Origin of the sequence: Pseudomonas sp. Irchel s3a18 (assembly GCF_900187535.1) — a bacterium.
Taxonomy (GTDB): Bacteria; Pseudomonadota; Gammaproteobacteria; order Pseudomonadales; family Pseudomonadaceae; genus Aquipseudomonas.
The window spans coordinates 96,172-113,830 of record NZ_FYDV01000001.1 but is presented as its reverse complement, the minus strand read 5'-3'; the positions used below and the strand labels follow the sequence as shown (position 1 = coordinate 113,830).

General features: G+C 63.4%; 9 protein-coding genes. 7 read left to right on the top strand and 2 right to left on the bottom strand.

What is annotated here, in order from left to right:
- The first annotated feature begins 2 nt into the window (after positions 1 to 2).
- The 7 genes from treZ (at position 3) to CKW29_RS00380 (ending at position 11,994) form a co-directional block, all read left to right on the top strand.
- Entirely contained in the window at positions 3 to 1,808 is a 1,806-nt protein-coding gene (gene treZ, locus CKW29_RS00410) for a malto-oligosyltrehalose trehalohydrolase (protein WP_095147670.1), read from the top strand.
- Entirely contained in the window at positions 1,805 to 3,886 is a 2,082-nt protein-coding gene (gene malQ / locus CKW29_RS00405; RefSeq protein ID WP_095147669.1) for a 4-alpha-glucanotransferase, read from the top strand. Before treZ ends, malQ begins: the two co-directional genes overlap by 4 nt.
- Positions 3,883 to 6,669, top strand: a complete 2,787-nt coding sequence (locus CKW29_RS00400) for a malto-oligosyltrehalose synthase (RefSeq protein ID WP_095147668.1) — start codon at positions 3,883 to 3,885, stop codon at positions 6,667 to 6,669. Before malQ ends, CKW29_RS00400 begins: the two co-directional genes overlap by 4 nt.
- Before the next feature lie 21 nt (positions 6,670 to 6,690).
- Positions 6,691 to 6,978, top strand: coding sequence for a DUF2934 domain-containing protein (locus CKW29_RS00395; protein ID WP_095144115.1), 288 nt, complete (start codon positions 6,691 to 6,693; stop codon positions 6,976 to 6,978).
- 240 nt (positions 6,979 to 7,218) lie between these two features.
- The gene (gene glgX, locus CKW29_RS00390) at positions 7,219 to 9,378 is read left to right on the top strand and encodes a glycogen debranching protein GlgX (RefSeq protein WP_095144114.1); all 2,160 of its coding nucleotides are present in this window, start codon (positions 7,219 to 7,221) and stop codon (positions 9,376 to 9,378) included.
- A gap of 447 nt (positions 9,379 to 9,825) precedes the next feature.
- Positions 9,826 to 10,614, top strand: a complete 789-nt coding sequence (locus CKW29_RS00385; RefSeq protein ID WP_095147667.1) for an endonuclease/exonuclease/phosphatase family protein — start codon at positions 9,826 to 9,828, stop codon at positions 10,612 to 10,614.
- A gap of 312 nt (positions 10,615 to 10,926) precedes the next feature.
- Positions 10,927 to 11,994 carry an autotransporter outer membrane beta-barrel domain-containing protein gene (locus CKW29_RS00380; protein WP_095147666.1) on the top strand — a complete coding sequence of 356 codons (1,068 nt, stop codon included), beginning with the start codon at positions 10,927 to 10,929 and terminating at the stop codon, positions 11,992 to 11,994.
- 68 nt (positions 11,995 to 12,062) lie between these two features.
- On the opposite strand, the gene glgB is transcribed toward CKW29_RS00380, so the two are convergent.
- Together glgB and treS are read right to left on the bottom strand one after the other, a co-directional pair.
- A complete protein-coding gene (glgB, locus tag CKW29_RS00375) occupies positions 12,063 to 14,306 on the bottom strand; it encodes a 1,4-alpha-glucan branching protein GlgB (RefSeq protein ID WP_095147665.1) in 2,244 nt (747 codons plus the stop codon).
- 10 nt (positions 14,307 to 14,316) lie between these two features.
- Positions 14,317 to 17,658, bottom strand: coding sequence for a maltose alpha-D-glucosyltransferase (gene treS, locus CKW29_RS00370; protein WP_095147664.1), 3,342 nt, complete (start codon positions 17,656 to 17,658; stop codon positions 14,317 to 14,319).
- Between the last annotated feature and the right edge of the window lies 1 nt (position 17,659).

Below are 17,659 nucleotides of genomic sequence, written 5' to 3'. Positions count from 1 at the left end.
GAATGCCGCTACGGACTCTGGAAACCTGGCCCCACGGCGCCGTCATGCTGGAGACCGGGCGCACCCGCTTTGCGTTGTGGGCGCCCGATGCTTTTCATGTAAGTGTCGAATTTGCCACGGGGCAATCCTTGCCCCTGCTGCCCCGGGCGGACGGCTGGTTCGTGGCCGACACCCGGTGCCCGGCAGGCACCCATTACCGCTTCAACATCGATGGCGAACTGGACGTGCCGGACCCTGCATCACGGGCCCAGGTCGCAGGTCCCGAATCTCCCAGCGTGGTGGTCGATCCCCTCGCCTATCGCTGGCGGCACCCGGACTGGCAAGGCCGGCCCTGGCACGAGGCGGTGATTTACGAACTGCACGTCGGCCTGCTGGGCGGATTTGCCGAGGTCGAACGCTATTTGCCGCACTGGGTGGAGTTGGGCGTCACGGCCATCGAGCTGATGCCGCTGGGGCAATTTCCCGGCGAGCGTAATTGGGGCTACGACGGCGTGCTGCCCTATGCGCCACAGTCGTCCTATGGTTCGCCCGAAGACCTCAAGCACCTAATCGATACCGCCCACAGTTTGGGGTTGGCGGTGATGCTCGATGTCGTTTACAACCACTTCGGCCCGGACGGCAACTACCTGCCCCGCTATGCCAAGGGCTTTTTTCGCGAAGACCGGCAGACCCCCTGGGGCGCGGCCATCGATTTTCGCCAGCGCCAGGTGCGCGACTTCTTTATCGACAATGCACTGATGTGGGTATTGGACTACCGTTTCGACGGCCTGCGCCTGGACGCGGTGCATGCCATCGAGGATCCGGACTTTCTGCAGGAACTCGCGACCCGGGTGCGCCAGCAGGTCGACCCGCCCCGGCACGTCTGGCTCACCGTGGAGAACGAACACAACCAGGCCAGCCTGCTGGAGCAGGGTTTCGACGCCCAATGGAACGATGATGGCCACAATGCGCTGCACGTCCTGCTGACCGGCGAAACCGACGCCTACTACGCCGACTTTGCCGAGCAGCCCACCGAGCAACTGGCCCGCTGCCTGAGCCAGGGGTTTGTCTATCAGGGCCACCTCAATCGCCACGGCCAGCCCCGTGGCGAACCCAGCGCCCATCTGCCCCCCAGCGCCTTTGTGCTGTTTCTGCAGAACCATGACCAGATCGGCAATCGGGCTTTTGGCGAACGCCTGCACCAACTGAGCGCCCCGCAGGCACTGCAGGCGACCACCGTTCTGGTGTTGCTGTCGCCAATGATCCCACTGTTGTTCATGGGCGACGAAGTGGCCGCCGCCGAACCCTTCCTGTTTTTTACCAGCCACCAGGGCGAACTGGCCGAACGGGTGCGCGAAGGGCGACGCAACGAGTTCGCCGCCTTCGCCGCGTTCGCCGACCCGCATCGCCGTGAACAGATTCCCGATCCGAACGCCCCGCTCACCTTTCTCGGCTCGCGCCCGACCTTGACCCCGGGGCCATCCAAATCCCGGCGTGCCACCCATGAGCTCTATCGACAACTGCTGCGCATCCGCCACCGGGAAATCATCCCGCGCCTGCCCGGTGCCCGGGCCCTGGAGACCACGGTGCTGGGAACCGGCGCCCTCAGCGCCCGCTGGCAATTGGGCGATGGCAGCCTGCTGTGCATAAACGTGAACCTGGGGAGTACCGGGGTTGCCCATCTGCCGCCCGCCCATGCCCGGTTGATCTTCGACTACCCTCCCCATACCTTCGAACAGCTGCAACAGGGCACCTTGGCGCCCCATTGTGCGGTGGTCAGCCTGACGGCGGGCACCGCATTGCCATCCCCTACTGGAGAGCGCCCATGAGCGACGCCCAACTGGAAATCCTCGCCAGCCGCGCCGGCCTGGCGGTGGACTGGATCGACGCCAATGGCCGGCCGCAAAAAGTCGCGCCATCGGTGTTGCGGGCGGTCCTCACTGGGCTTGGGCACCCGGCCGGCAGCGCCCAGGAAATCGACGCCAGCCTGCAAGCCTTGCAACAGGCCCAGGACCGCACGCACTTGCCGCCGCTGATGACCGTCGATGTGGGGCGCGGGCTCGACCTCGCGCGCTACTTTGCGCCTTGCACGCCCTGTGAAATTCGCCTGGAAGACGGCGCGACCCTCAACCTCAGGCTCGACGACGATGCCGTCCTGCCAGGACTGATCCCCGTGGGGTATCAGGATGTCAGCATTGCCGGGCATGCCTTCACCCTCGCCGTAGCCCCCTTGCACTGCCATAGCGTGGCGGCGGCGGTGGACAGTCCGACACCTCGGGCCTGGGGCTTGAGCGTGCAGCTGTATGCATTACGACGCCCTGGCGACGGTGGTATCGGCGACACACAGGCCTTGGAGAACCTCGCCCGGGTTGCCGGCGAACGGGGCGCGGAGGCACTGGCGATCAGCCCGATACACGCGATGTTCAACAACGACCCGCAGCGCTACAGCCCCTACTCGCCATCCAGCCGGTTGTTCCTCAACAGCCTGTATGCCGCGCCCGGCGAAATCCTTGGCGAACGTGCGCTGCGCATGGCCATTGACGCCACCGAACTGTGGGACGAACTCAAGCGCCTGGAGAGCCTGCCACTGATCGACTGGCCGGCGGCGGCCAAGGCCAGGCAACAGGTGCTGCAAGCGCTGTATGAAGGGTTCACGCAAGGCGAACACCCGTTGCACGCCGATTTCAGCAGTTTTCGCCACAGCGGTGGCGAAGCCCTGGAAAACCACTGCCGCTTCGAGGCACTCCAGGAGGCGTGCGCGGACCGCGGTGAAAGCCTCGACTGGCGACAATGGCCGCCTTCCTGGCGCAACCCGCGCAGTGCCGAACTGGCCGCTTTTGCCGAACAAAACGCCGGCCGCATCGGCTACTACGCCTTTTGCCAGTGGTTGATCGCCCGCTGCCTGCAACGCGCACAAAACGTGGCCCGCAGCAGTGGCATGGGGATTGGCCTGATCGCCGACCTGGCGGTGGGCGCCGACGGGGGTGGCAGCCAGGCCTGGAGTCGCCAGGACGAATTGCTGGCCTCGCTCACGGTCGGCGCGCCGCCGGATATTCTCAACCGCACCGGTCAAGGCTGGGGGATTTCCGCGTTTTCTCCCGAGGGACTGGTGCGTAACGGCTTTCGCGCGTTCATCGAAATGCTGCGGGCAAACTTCGCCCACGCCGGAGGGTTGCGCATCGACCATGTGATGGGCCTGCAACGATTGTGGGTGATCCCCTTGGGCGCGCCGCCCAGTGAAGGGGCCTACCTGTACTACCCGGTGGACGACCTGCTGCGCTTGCTGACACTCGAATCCCATCGGCACCAGGCGATCGTGCTCGGTGAAGACCTGGGCACCGTACCCGACGGCCTGCGGGAGAAACTCAGCTCGCGCTCGATCCTGGGCATGCGCGTGCTGCTGTTCGAGCAGGACCACGGCGCGCGCTTTCGCCCGATTCTCGACTGGCCCGACAACGCGCTGGCCACCACCAGCACCCACGACCTGCCAACGCTCAACGGCTGGTGGCATGGCCGCGACATCGAGTGGAGCGCCCGCCTGGGGCTGATCGATGACCAAGGCGAGCGGCAATGGCGCGCACACCGCCAGCGCGAGCGGGACGGCCTGCGCGGCGCATTGAGCCAGGACCCACAGAACTTCCGCGAGGAAACCCTGGAGACCGATCAAGTGCTCGATGCCAGTGCACGCTTCCTCGGGCATACCCGCGCACCCCTGGTACTGCTGCCCCTGGAAGATGCGCTGGGCCTTGATGAACAGGCCAACTTGCCTGGCACCCTCGACAGCCACCCGAACTGGTGTCGACGCCTGCCGGTGGACAGCGAAAAACTGCTGGACGATACCGACACTGCGCGACGCCTGGAGATGCTCGCCTGTGCACGCCTGCAGGCCGTTGAGCGTGATCAATGACCCAGGTGTCCCCGCCACCGCCAAGGGCAACCCTCAGGTTGCAGTTTCATCGCGGCTTCACCCTGGATGACGCCGTGCCGCTGGTGCCGTACTTCAGCGACCTGGGCATCAGCCATCTGTACGCCTCACCCCTGCTCTGCGCGCGCAGCGGCTCGCCGCACGGCTACGATGTGGTCGACCCCGGCCGGGTCAACCCCGAACTGGGCGGTGAGGCCGCGTTGCAGCGCCTGGTGCAAGCCCTGCGCGCCAGGCACATGGGTCTGGTGCTGGACCTCGTGTCCAATCACATGGCCGTCGGCGGCGCGGACAATCCCTGGTGGCTCGATCTGCTGGAGTGGGGGCGGCTCAGCCCCTATGGCGAATTCTTCGACATCCAGTGGCACTCACCGGACCCTTTGCTCGAAGGTCAACTATTGCTGCCGTTTCTGGGTAGCGATTACGGCATCGCCTTGCAGGACGGCACCCTGACGCTACAGTTTGATCCTGAACAGGGCCGCTTCCATGCCCGGCACGCTCAGCACTGTTTCCCGATCTGCCCCACCGACTACGCCCTGCTGCTCAAACCCGACGATGCACTGAGCGCCGATCAGGCCGCCTTCCTCAAGGCCCTGGCTGACCAGTTCACCACCCTGCATTACCAGACCGACGCCCGCGCCCTCGCCGGCCCCTTGCACCAAGCGCTGGCGGCACTGGCCCGAGAGCCCGGGATCGCGCGCTGCATCGCGTTCAACCTGGCCCTGCATGACGCCCGCCAGCCGGAGGGTTTCCAGCGCCTGCACAACCTGCTGGAACGCCAGAGCTATCGCCTGGCCAGTTGGCGAACCGCGGCCGACGACATCAACTGGCGACGCTTCTTCGACATCAATGAGCTGGGTGCGTTGAGGGTCGAACGCCCGGCCGTGTTCGAGGCCACCCACGCCAAGGTCTTCGAGCTGATCGCCAGCGGCCTGGTGGATGGCTTGCGCATCGACCACATTGACGGTCTCGCCGACCCACGGGGTTACTGCCGCAAGCTCAGGCGCCGAGTCGACGCGCTTTCGCCTGGGCGGCACATCCCCCTCTACGTCGAGAAAATCCTCGGCGCCGGCGAAATCCTGCGTCGCGACTGGAAGGTCGATGGCAGTACCGGTTATGAATTCATGAATCAGCTGTCGCTGCTGCAACACGCCCCCCAAGGCGCGCAACCCCTGGCTCAATTGTGGCAGCGCCACAGCGAACGGCCGCCGGCCTTTATCGAAGAAGCCCAGCTGGCTCGCCAGCAAATCCTCAACGGCTCGCTGGCCGGTGACTGTGAAAGTGTCGCCCAGGCCCTGCTGCAAGTGGCCCGGGATGACGTGATGAGCCGCGACCTGACCCTGGGCGCCATTCGACGGGCCCTGCAGGCGTTGATCGTGCATTTCCCGGTGTACCGCACGTACATCGGCCCGCTCGGGCGCTCGACCGAGGACGAGGTTTTTTTCCAGCAGGCCATGACCGGCGCACGCCAGACCTTGAGTGAAGCCGACTGGCCGGTGCTCGACAATATTGCGCTGTGGCTGGGCGGCCAGCCCTGGCGCAAGCGTGCGGTGGGCCGTCAGCGCAAGATCCTCAAGCACGCCTGTGTGCGCTTCCAGCAACTGACATCACCCGCCGCGGCCAAAGCCGTGGAAGACACCGCGTTCTATCGATGCGGCGTGCTGCTGTCGCGCAACGATGTCGGCTTCAATAGCGAACAATTCAGTGCGCCGGCCAGCGATTTCCATGCCGCCTGCCAGCAACGCCTCGAAGCGTTTCCCGACAACCTGCTGACGACCGCCACCCATGACCACAAACGCGGCGAAGACAGCCGCGCGCGCCTGGCCGTGCTCAGCGAGCTCAGCACCTGGTATGCCGGACAGGTCAATGCCTGGCGCCCGCACGCCCAGGCCTTGCGCACCGACCCGCTCGCCCCCTCGGCAGGCGACGAGCTGATCCTCTACCAGACGCTGCTCGCCAGTTGGCCCCTGGAGTTACGTGTAGACGACCTCCCCGGTCTGACAGGCTACTGCGAACGCCTTTGCCAGTGGCAGCAAAAGGCCCTGCGCGAAGCCAAGTTGCAAAGCAGCTGGAGCGCCGCCAATGAGCCCTACGAGCAGGCCGCTCGCGCCTTTATCGAGACACTGCTGCTCACACCGCGAGGCCTGGCATTGCGCACCATGATTGCCGAGACCGCACAGGCGATTGCCTGCGCCGGCGCACTCAACGGATTGGCGCAAACCTTGCTGCGCATGACAGCGCCGGGGGTGCCGGACCTGTATCAGGGCAACGAGTTCTGGGACTTCAGCCTGGTGGACCCGGACAATCGTCGACCCGTGGACTTCAACACCCGTCAGGCCGCGCTGGACCCGATGGCCCCGCCCGGGAAGTTGCTGGAGACCTGGCGCGACGGACACATCAAGCAGGCGCTGATCGCCCGTACCCTGGCGCTGCGCGCCGATTATCCGCAGCTGTTCCGGCGCGGACGCTATGTGCCCTTGCCAGTGTTGGGCAGCCAGGCCCGACGGGTACTGGCGTTTGCCCGTGAGGACCAGGGGCAATGGGCGATTGTGCTGGTACCGATACAGGTTGCCGCACTGCTGGAACGCAGTGCCGAACCCAAGGTCGATGCCCCGCTCTGGGGCGATACCCGGGTCAAACTACCGTTCACCCTGTGCGCTGAAAAACTGAAGGGACTTTTTTCAACACCTGAAGTCACACACCACACAGAACTACTGATCAGTGCGGCGCTGGGGGACTTCCCGGTCAATCTGTTTATCCAGCCTTGAGCTCAACTCAGGAGTATTGCGATGAGTACCGATGACAAACGTATTCGTGAATTTGCCTATCAGATCTGGGAGTCCGAAGGGAAACCCGAAGGCCAGGAAGCACGCCACTGGGCAATGGCCTGCAAACTGGCCGAGGCCGAAGCCCTGGCGCCCGCCAAACCGGTAAAGCCGGCCAAGGCCGTGGCTGTTGCCGGTAAATCCCCGGCGACCAAGACCGGGGCAAAGGCCAAAAGCCCGGCGGGCGCCGTATCAGGCGAAAAGAGCGCCGCGCCAAAGAAGCCCCGGGCGCCTCGCAAGCCGGCCAGTTGAGGGTCGCCTCTGGAAGCGAGTGAGAGACCTGTGGCGAGCGAGCTTGCTCGCGCGGGTGCGCGAAGCGCCCCCAACAAAGCGACTGCGGTCTTTCAGAACGAACTCGGCGATCGTTTTTTGGGGCTGCTGTACAGCCCAGCGCGAGCAAGCCACAGGGGGATGTTTTGAGCAACGCTATCCTTAACTGAACCGCATTACCCGCGAATCGGCCCATGTCGATGCCATGCCGCAGGAGTCTTCATGACCACGCCCACTACGACCACTGCCGAACTCCATGTCGAGGCCACGCGCATCCGTGAAGGCCTGCCCTTTCCGCTGGGCGCCACCTGGGATGGCCTGGGGGTCAACTTTGCGATCTTCTCGGCCAACGCCACCAAGGTCGAACTGTGCCTGTTCGACGATGCCGGCGAGGTAGAACTCGAGCGCATCGAGCTGCCCGAATACACTGACGAAATCTTTCACGGCTACCTGCCCGACGTCCATCCGGGGCTGATCTACGGCTATCGGGTGCATGGGCCGTACGACCCGCAGAACGGCCATCGCTTCAACCCCCACAAGCTGTTGATCGACCCTTACGCCAAGCAACTGGTAGGGCAACTGAGATGGTCCGAAGCCTTGTTCGGCTACACCATTGGCCACCCTGACGCCGACCTCAGCTTCGATGAACGGGACAGCGCACCCTTCGTGCCCAAGTGCAAGGTCATCGACCCCGCGCACACCTGGGGCCGCGACCACCGGGTCAGCGTACCGTGGGACAAAACGATCATTTATGAGACTCACGTGCGAGGCATCAGCATGCGTCATCCGGCGGTGCCGCAGGCACTGCGCGGGACGTTTGCCGGGCTGATGGTCGACGACCTGCTGGAGCACATCCGCAAGCTGGGGGTGTCATCGGTGGAGTTGTTGCCGATCCATGCCTTCGTCAATGACCAGCACCTGCTGCACAAAGGCATGACCAATTACTGGGGCTACAACAGCATTGCGTTTTTTGCCCCCGACCCGCGCTACCTGGCCAGCGGCAAGATTGCCGAGTTCAAGGAAATGGTCGCGCACCTGCACGACGCCAATCTGGAAGTGATCCTGGACGTGGTCTACAACCACACCGCCGAAGGCAACGAACAAGGCCCGACCCTGTCCATGCGCGGGATCGACAACGTCTCGTACTACCGCTTGAAACCCGACGACAAACGCTTCTATATCAACGACTCCGGCACCGGCAACACCCTGGACCTGAGCCATCCCTGCGTGCTGCAGATGGTCACTGACTCCTTGCGCTACTGGGCCGGGGAGATGCACGTCGATGGCTTTCGCTTTGATCTGGCCACCATCCTTGGCCGCTATCACGACGGCTTCGACGAGCGCCACAGCTTCCTCGTCGCCTGTCGACAGGACCCGCTCCTGCGCCAGGTCAAACTGATCGCCGAGCCTTGGGACTGTGGCCCCGGAGGTTATCAAGTCGGGGGCTTTCCACCCGGTTGGGTGGAATGGAACGATCGCTTCCGCGACACCGTGCGCGCATTCTGGAAAGGTGACGATGGCCAGCTCGCCGACTTTGCCGCGCGCATGACCGCCTCAGGGGAAATGTTCAACCAACGCGGTCGGCGACCCTATTCCTCGGTCAATTTCGTCACCGCGCACGACGGCTTCACCCTCAATGACCTGGTCTCCTACAACGACAAACACAACGAAGCCAACGACGAGAACAATCAGGACGGCAGCGACCACAACCTGTCCTGGAACCATGGCATCGAAGGCCCGACCGACAACCGCGGGATCAACGCGCTGCGCCAGCGGCAGATGCGCAACTTCTTCGCCACCCTGCTCCTGGCCCAAGGCACGCCGATGCTGGTGGCTGGCGACGAGTTCGCCCGGACCCAGCACGGCAATAACAATGCCTACTGCCAGGACAGTGAGATCGGCTGGGTCAACTGGGACCTGAGCGACGACGGCAAGGCCTTGCTCAAATTCGTCAAGCGCCTGATCAAGCTGCGCCTGAGCTACCCGATCCTGCGCCGGGGGCGGTTCCTGGTCGGCAGCTACAACGAGGACATCGGCGTCAAGGACGTGACCTGGCTGGCTCCCGATGGTAGCGAGATGTCGACCGAACAATGGCAGGACAGCCACGGTCGCTGCCTGGGCATACTGCTCGACGGTCGTGCCCAGGAAACCGGCATTCGTCGCAAGGGGGCCGATGCCACCTTGTTGCTGGTGGTCAACGCCCACCACGACATCGTCAATTTTTGCCTGCCCGAAGTGCCTGACGGTGGATTCTGGACTTGCCTGGTCGACACCCACCAACCCTCGATTCGTGGCCAGGAACGCTTCGACTTCGATCACCCCTACGCCGTGACCGGCCGCTCGCTGCTGCTGTTCGAACTGCAACGCGAGGAGGATGAGTGAAACCCTGCCCCACGGATCGCACCCAGTACAGTCTTTGAAAAAAAATACTGACCTGCACGCAGGCGGGGGCGACGAACCGCAGGGCATGGACAATACTCAGCGTGCGGCAGTCCAGGGGCAGGATCGCTGAACCCCGGTACAACGAGTGCCCCCGATCTGTCGCCAGGACGTAGCCTGCATCGCGGGTACGACAGATGACCAACCCGTACAAGGACGTATGACCATGAGCCCTACCCCTCTCGTCGACCGCCTGTTGCCTGGCCCCCTCTGGAGCCCGCCCCCGCAAGCGGACCACAGTGCATTCATCCGTCCCCATTCCCTCCTCTGTGCCTGTGTGCGTGCCAGGGTGGTCGCTGCTCGCGGCGACACGTTTGCGCGACCCAGGCTGAACTGCCGGCCATTGCATCAGTCGCATGGATACCCTGTTGCGGATTTCGAGGAGTGAATGTGAACCCCGACTCAGACCAGCAATCGGCCCCCTCGGCCTCGACGGCGACCCATCGCCTCAGGGTGCTGACCGTAAACACCCACAAGGGGTTTACCGCCCTCAACCGGCGTTTCATCCTTCCAGAGCTGCGTGAGGCCGTGCGCAGCACCGCCGCCGACCTGGTGTTCCTGCAAGAGGTGCTGGGCGAGCATGATCGCCACGCGATGCGCCACAACAACTGGCCATCGACCTCGCAGTACGAGTTTCTCGCCGACAGCATGTGGAGCGACTTTGCCTACGGGCGTAACGCGGTCTACCCCGATGGTCATCACGGCAATGCCCTGCTGTCCCGTTACCCGATCCGTCACTACCGCAATCTGGACGTGTCCATCACCGGCCCCGAACGTCGCGGGTTGCTGCATTGCGTGCTCGATGTACCGGGGCACGCCGAGGTGCATGCGATCTGCGTGCACCTGAGCCTGCTGGAAAGCCACCGCCAGTTGCAGCTGGCCCTGCTCTGCCAGTTGCTTGAATCGCTGCCGGGCGATGCGCCGGTGATCATCGCCGGCGATTTCAATGACTGGCAGCTTCAGGGCAACCTCACCCTGGCCCGGCGCGAGGACCTGCACGAAGCCTTCGAGCGTCATCACGGACGACCGGCCAAAACCTACCCGGCCCGGTTTCCCCTGCTGCGCCTGGACCGCATTTACCTGCGCAATGCCAGCAGTCATGAGCCGAAAATCCTCGGCAGCAAGCCCTGGACCCACCTCTCCGACCACCTGCCCCTGGCCGTCGAAGTGCACCTTTGAACCCGACGAAAGGTGCGAAACCAACGCTTGGCAGATGATTTTTTGGATAAACAACGGCTTAGAGATTCGCCAATTTTCAGTCGTTTATATCACCTAATTTAGTCATACCGCTCATCGTTCAATTTCTTGACGCGAGGCCTCCGGTCTTCTTAGCTAGTCCTTACTACCCCCGGAATTATCTCCCTGGGGCAGGCCTCGACATCCCGCCACTGCGGGCCGCCAGGGTTTGCCCCAATGAAATCGGTCGCCCCTCATTCGGGGTAGGAGGGACACCAAGACGAGAGACAGCATGCGATTGCAAGGTAGACCTCCATGAACACTTCACTCCACCACCACGAATTCAAACTGACCCTGTACACCGTTTCGACTTCGCTACTGCTGTGTACCTCCATGGAGGTTCAGGCGTCGTCCGCCGACGACGAGACGACTCCCTGGTATCGTCAGGATGTCCCAACGTTCGCGTTCCCTGCCCCCGACGTGCCGCAGAGCGGGCACTTCATTCACCAACCCGGCCTTGAAAACCAGTTACTGACCATCGAGCAGGCGGCCCCGGCTGCCTGGCAACGGGTGTACGGCGAACCTGCCCGCCAGGCTGAGCAGGATGTACTCAATTCGCAGTTTTCCAGCACCGCCAGCCATCCGAGCGTCAAGAGCCCCGCGCTCTTGACCGTGCATGGCAATGGCGGCAGCACGCAGCGCATGGGGCTGGTGGGTGGTGCCCAACAGATCCAGGGCAATAGCAGCGGTACGCTGATCGGCCCCGCACTGGCCGACCCGCACACCGACAGCCTCAACGTCGCAGGCGAAAACCTGGGGGCCTACTGGAGCCTGACCGGTGCCAGCGGCTGGCACGTGGACTTGACCGCCAGCGGTGGCCGGGTCAGCGGCTACAGCCGCAACAGCCAGGGTGACCGACAAGCCACCGAAGGCCGGGCAGTGACCTTGTCGGTCGAGGGTGGATTTCCCATCGGCATCAGCAAGAACTGGGTGATCGAGCCCCAGGCACAATTGATCAACCAGCGCATCAGCCTGGATGCCAGCAACGCCGGCAACGATGCCCCCTCCAGTGACCTGAATTCCTGGAGCGGCCGCGTCGGTGCACGCTTGAAAGGTAGTTATGACATCAATGGCCTGCCGGTCGAACCCTACGTGCGCACCAACCTGTGGCACACGGTCAATACCAGTGCCACGGTTACCCTGGACCAAGTCGACAAGATCAGCAGCAGTCGCAACTCATCGACCGTTGAGTTGGGCCTGGGGTTGGTGGCCAGAGTGACACCCACCGTGAGTCTGTATGTCAGTGCCGATTACAGCAGTGACGTGGACGACAATGACCTGAACGGGCTGATTGGCAGTCTTGGCGTGCGGATGCGCTGGTGAACCGGCACCGTCCGGTCCTGCCGGTCATCATGGATGCCGGCAGGGCCTGTGGACGTTTCACCTGTGTTTCACCCCTGTACTTCAGGGGCGAACTCACCCTCCGGGCGCAGGATCAGCACCGCCAGTGGCGGCAGGTTCAACACCAGCGACAGGGCCTGGCCATGACTGCCCTCCTCTTCGGCCACGACACCGCCCGCATTGCCGTAGTTGGAACCGGCATAGATCCCCGCATCGCTGTTGATCAGCTCATTCCAGCGGCCGGCGAACGGCACCCCTACCCGATAAGCCGGCCGGGGCACGGGGGTGAAGTTGGCCACCACCAGCACCGGGCACCCGTCCTTGCTCCAGCGCAGCCAGGCGTAAACGCTGTTGATCGCATCGTCGCCGATCAACCACTGGAAGCCTTGTGGCACGTCGTCCTGTTCATGCAGCGCCGGTTCCTGCCGGTACAACTGGTTGAGATCGCTCACCAGCTTTTGCACGCCACGGTGCTCCGGGTATTGCAACAGGTACCAATCGAGTTGCTGGTCGTGATTCCACTCGCGCCACTGGCCGAACTCGCACCCCATGAACAACAGCTTCTTGCCCGGATGGGCCCACATGAAACCGAGGTAAGCCCGCAAGTTGGCGAATTTCTGCCAGCGATCGCCGGGCATCTTGTCGATCAGCGAATGCTTGCCATGCACCACTTCGTCGTGGGAGATCGGCAGGATAAAGCGCTCGGACCAGGCGTAGACCAGGCCGAAGCTCAATTCGTTGTGGTGATGGGCGCGGTACACCGGATCCTGTTGGATGTAGTGCAACGAATCGTGCATCCAGCCCATGTTCCACTTGTAATCGAACCCCAGCCCGCCGTGTTCGGTGCTCTGGCTGACCCCCGGCCAGGCGGTGGATTCTTCGGCAATCACCAGGGCCCCCGGTGCTTCCAGGTCGACCACATCGTTGAGGTGGCGGACAAAATCGATGGCCTCCAGGTTCTCCCGTCCGCCATGGCGGTTGGGCACCCACTCGCCGGCCTTGCGCGAGTAGTCGCGGTAGAGCATCGACGCCACCGCATCGACCCGTAGCCCGTCGACATGGAAATGCCTGAGCCAGTGCAACGCCGATGCCAGCATGAAACCGTGCACCTCAGTTCGCCCCAGGTTGTAGATCAGCGTGTCCCAGTCCTGGTGAAAGCCTTCCTGCGGGTTGCCATACTCGTACAGCGCCGTGCCATCGAACTGCGCCAGGCCGTGGGTATCGGTGGGAAAGTGCGCGGGCACCCAGTCGAGGATCACGCCAATGTCCGCCAGGTGGCAGGTATTGACGAACGCGGCGAAGTCATCGGCTGAACCGTAGCGGGCGCTCGGGGCAAATTGCGACAGTGGCTGATAGCCCCAGGAACCACCGAAAGGATGCTCCATGATCGGCATCAACTCGATGTGGGTGAACCCCAGGGTCTTCACGTAAGGGATCAAGCGTTCGGCAAGCTCTGCCCAGTTGTATTGGCGAGCGACTTCACCGGCATCGTCGACTTCGCACTGCCAGGAACCGGCATGCAGCTCATAGATCGACAACGCCGCGCTCGACCGCTGACGCTCGCCGCGGCGTTGCATCCAGTCAGTGTCCTGCCAGTCGATGGTCAAGGGCGCGGCGACTTTCGACGCTGTGTCGGGGGGCATCTGGGTGGCCAGCGCCATGGGGTCGGCCTTGAGCGGCAGGATCCCGTGCTCACCGAGGATTTCGTACTTGTAGGCTTCTCCCGCCTGCAGGCGCGGAACGAACACCTCCCAGACCCCGGTCGGATGGCGCAGGCGCATCGGATGGCGGCGACCATCCCACACGTTGAAATCACCGACCACCGAGACCCGGCGCGCATTGGGGGCCCAGACCGCAAAGCGCACACCGTCCACACCGTCGACGGTCTTCAATTGTGCGCCCAGGCAGGCGCTGAGCTCCCGATGGTTGCCTTCGGCAAACAGGTACAAGTCCATCTCGCCCAGCAACGGACCAAAACTGTAGGGATCCTCCGAGGTCTGTTCGCCGCCGGCCCATTGGGTGCGCAACAGGTAAGCCTGTGCCCGGTCGAAATGGCCAACGAACAACCCGGGAATTTCGGTGGTATCCAGGCTACCAAGCTGCTCACCGGAGTCACGGGCGATCACCTGCACGCTCAAGGCGTCCGGCAGGTAGGCCCGAATGAACTGGCCGCCCGCGCCATCGGCATGGGGGCCGAGTATCGCAAACGGATCCTGGTGTTCGGCGCGCACCAGCGCCTCGATGTCCCGCGCCGCCGGAAGCAGCGCCTCTTTCATATGTCCCCGCTCTTTCATGACAGCTCCTTCATGACAGCTCTGCACCGTCTTCAGAAAAGGGTTCCAAGCCACTCAACAACCCGTACAAACCGTGCAACGGCACGGCCAACCAACCGGGACGATTTTCAGCTTCATACACTACTTCATAGGCCGCCTTCTCCAGGCTGAACAACACCAGCGCGGCGTCTTCAGCCTCGGGATCCTGCCAGGCATGCTCAAGACTAGCTGTCGCGCGCCGGTACGCCCGGACAAATGCCTCGCGGGATTCACGCACATAACGTTGCGTCACGCGCTGGCGCGCGCCTTCGGCGTGCGCGCTGCTGTCAACGCCCTGCCCGCCGCGCGCCATGGCGGCCGCGTAATCAAACGAGCGCAGCACGCCACTGACATCCTTGTACGGGCTGTGCTTGCCCCTGCGCTCATGCAAGGGGCGCGCCGGCTCGCCCTCGAAGTCGATCAGGTAGGCATCGCCCTTGATCACCAGCACCTGCCCCAGGTGCAGGTCACCGTGGACCCGCATGCGCAATCCCCCCACAGTTTTTTGCGCCAGTGCCTGAATGTGCTTGAGGATCGCCTTTTTCTGCCCCAACAAACGCCCCGCCCGCACCCGATCCATCGGGCTCAGCGCGGCCTGGTGCTGTGCCAACTGTTGCAAGGCACTGTCCAGTTGTCGCGCAATCGCCTTGGCCTGCGCCTTTTGGTCCTTGTGCGTGCTGACCTGCGAACCGAAGGCCGGGTCGTCGCTGGGCGCTGCCAGCACCTGGTGCATTTCCCCCAGGCGCCGCCCCAGCATAGTGGCGAATTCTTTCAGTTCGCCGAGCGCGTTGTAGTGTCGCTCCTGTTCGGACACGGCATCGGCCAGTTCATCGCGGATCGCCCGCTCCAGATTGCTCTGGGTCCACTCCCAGGCATCGCCCTGATTGCTCAGATAGCCTTGGGCGATCATCAACAGCGTGTCTTGACCCTGCCCGTCGCGGCGTACCACCGAACCTAGCAATGGCGAGATATGGCGGAATCCGGCCGCCGTCAGGTACCCCCCCATCTCCCGCTCCGGATGCACGCCGGCGCAAACCTGGCGAATCAGCTTGAGGACCAGGCTGGCGCCGATTACCACCGAGCTATTGGACTGTTCGGCCGTCAAGTAACGCACCGGCGATTCTGCGCTCAGCCCCAGCTTCGTCAGCCCCGGGGTGGGTTCGAAGCGTATCTCGCCGTCGTCCAATGCCAGCACGGTTTGCGTCTGCATCGCCTGCAACACGGCATGGACAAAGCTGTCGAGGTTGAACGCGTCGGTCATCAACCCCACCTGCCGGCCTCGGCGGACACGGGACAGGGCCAACTGTTGCGGCAAGGCCGCCGCCACCTGATCCTCGGCCAGGAAACCGAAAGGCAACTGGTAGCGGCTGCTCACCCCGTTACCGGTGACCTCGATTTCGCTGAGCAGCACAGGATGCTGCGGATCGCCAAAGCGCACACCATAGGCAATGTGCACGCTGTCGATGCGGCTGCCCTTGCCGGCGAACCAGCGTCGATTGAGCAGCCAACTCGGCAACACCTCCTGCTCCAGAAGGGTGCGTGAAGGGGCCTCGAGCAACTCCTCCATGCGCTGTTTCAGTACAAGGGTGGTGAAGTCCGGCAGGCTTTGCGCCGGCTCCACGTGCCAGCTGGGCATCTGGTTCTCGCTGGCCAGCACGAACCAGTAGAAGCCATAAGGCGCCAGGGTCAGGAGAAAGTTCAGTTGGCCGATGGGCGGGAACGCATTGCCGCCGAGCATCTCCACCGGAACCATACCGGCAAACGCCGACAGGTCCAGCTCCGCCGCCTGGGCACTGCGCGAAACGTTGGCCACGCACAGAATGATTTCCGGCTTGCCGTCTTCACCAGTGTATTCGCGTGTATAGGCCAGAATCCGTCGATTGCTCGGTGACAGCATCTTCAGGGTGCCGCGGCCGAACGCCTTGGACTGTTTGCGAATGGCCAGCATGCGCCGGGTCCAGTTCAGCAGCGAATGGGGGTCCCCGGCCTGGGTTTCGACATTGACCGACGGATAACCGTACAGCGGGTCCATGATCGGTGGCAGCACCAGGCTGGCCGGGTCGGCCCGGGAGAAACCGCCGTTGCGATCAATCGACCATTGCATGGGGGTGCGCACCCCGTCACGGTCCCCCAGGTAGATGTTGTCACCCATGCCGATTTCGTCGCCGTAGTACAGGGTCGGCGTGCCCGGCATCGACAACAGCAGGCTGTTCAACAGTTCGATACGCCGCCGATCGCGCTCCAACAAGGGGGCCAACCGTCGGCGAATGCCCAGGTTGATCCGCGCGCGACGGTCGGCGGCGTAGTAGTTCCACAGGTAGTCGCGCTCTTTGTCGGTGACCATCTCCAGGGTCAGCTCATCGTGGTTGCGCAGGAAAATCGCCCATTGGCAGTGGGCCGGGATTTCCGGGGTCTGGCGCAGGATATCGGTGATCGGAAAGCGGTCTTCCTGGGCCAGCGCCATGTACATGCGCGGCATCAGCGGGAAGTGAAACGCCATGTGGCATTCGTCACCGTGATCGCCATGAGTGTCGCCAAAGTACAACCGGGTGTCCTCGGGCCACTGGTTGGCTTCGGCCAGCAGCATGCGGTCAGGGTAATGGGCGTCGATCTCGGCGCGGATCTGCTTGAGCACCTCGTGGGTCTCGGGCAGGTTCTCGTTGTGGGTGCCGTCCCGCTCGATCAGGTAGGGAATGGCGTCCAGGCGCAGGCCGTCGATGCCCATGTCCAGCCAGTAGTGCATCACCGACAGCAGCGCTTTCATGACCTTCGGGTTATCGAAGTTAAGGTCCGGCTGGTGGGAATAGAAGCGGTGCCAGAAGTACTGGCCGGCCACAGGGTCCCAGGTCCAGTTGGACTTTTCGGTGTCGAGGAAGATGATCCGGGTACCGTCGTACTTTTGATCGTCATCGGACCAGACATAAAAGTCCCGTGCCGCCGAACCGGGCTTGGCCTTGCGCGCCCGCTGGAACCAGGGGTGTTGGTCGGACGTGTGATTGATGACCAGTTCGGTGATCACCCGCAGCCCACGCTTATGGGCCTGGGCAATAAACCGCCTGACGTCGGCCAGGGTCCCGTAGTCGCTGTGCACACCCCGGTATTCGGCGATGTCGTAGCCGTCATCGCGCCGTGGCGAGGGGTAGAACGGCAACAACCAGAGGGTGTTGACGCCCAGGTCGGCGATGTAGTCGAGCTTGGCGATCAAGCCGGGAAAGTCACCGATCCCATCGTTGTTGGCATCGAAATAGGATTTCACGTGCAACTGATAGATCACCGCGTCCTTGTACCAGAGCGGGTCATTGCTGAAGGTGGCTGACCTCGTTTTCTTCGCCATG